The organism is uncultured Tateyamaria sp., assembly GCF_947503415.1.
GTDB lineage: Bacteria > Pseudomonadota > Alphaproteobacteria > Rhodobacterales > Rhodobacteraceae > Tateyamaria.
Genome location: NZ_CANNDS010000016.1, coordinates 1 through 347, shown reverse-complemented (window position 1 = coordinate 347; position 347 = coordinate 1). Strand labels below are relative to the sequence as shown.

General features: G+C 65.4%; 1 protein-coding gene. It reads left to right on the top strand.

Annotated features, from left to right (window positions below; translation table 11 throughout):
* Window positions 1-347, top strand: a 347-nt coding sequence (locus Q1A32_RS23930) for a calcium-binding protein (protein WP_299658427.1), incomplete at both ends; no start/stop codon positions are given.

Sequence of the window (347 nt, the reverse complement as noted above, 5' to 3'; positions counted from 1 at the left end):
AGTGGCGGTGACGGCAACGACACGGTTGACGGCGGCAATGGGCGGGACAATGTGACCCTGAACCAGGGCAATGACGTCTTCAACGACAACGATCAGGGCGGCGATGCGGGCCGGGACACGGTCGATGGCGGCTTGGGCGACGACACCATCAACGGCGGCGCGGGCGCGGACGAGTTCGCGGGCGGCGACGGGTTCGACCTGATCTTTGGCGGGCTGGGCTTTGATCTGATCTTTGGCGGCAACCAGGCCGATACGATCCGGGCGGGCGCTGGCGATGACACCGTCTTTGGCGGCAATGGCCGCGATGACGTGGTGCTGGGCGACGGCAATGACCTGTTCAACGACAA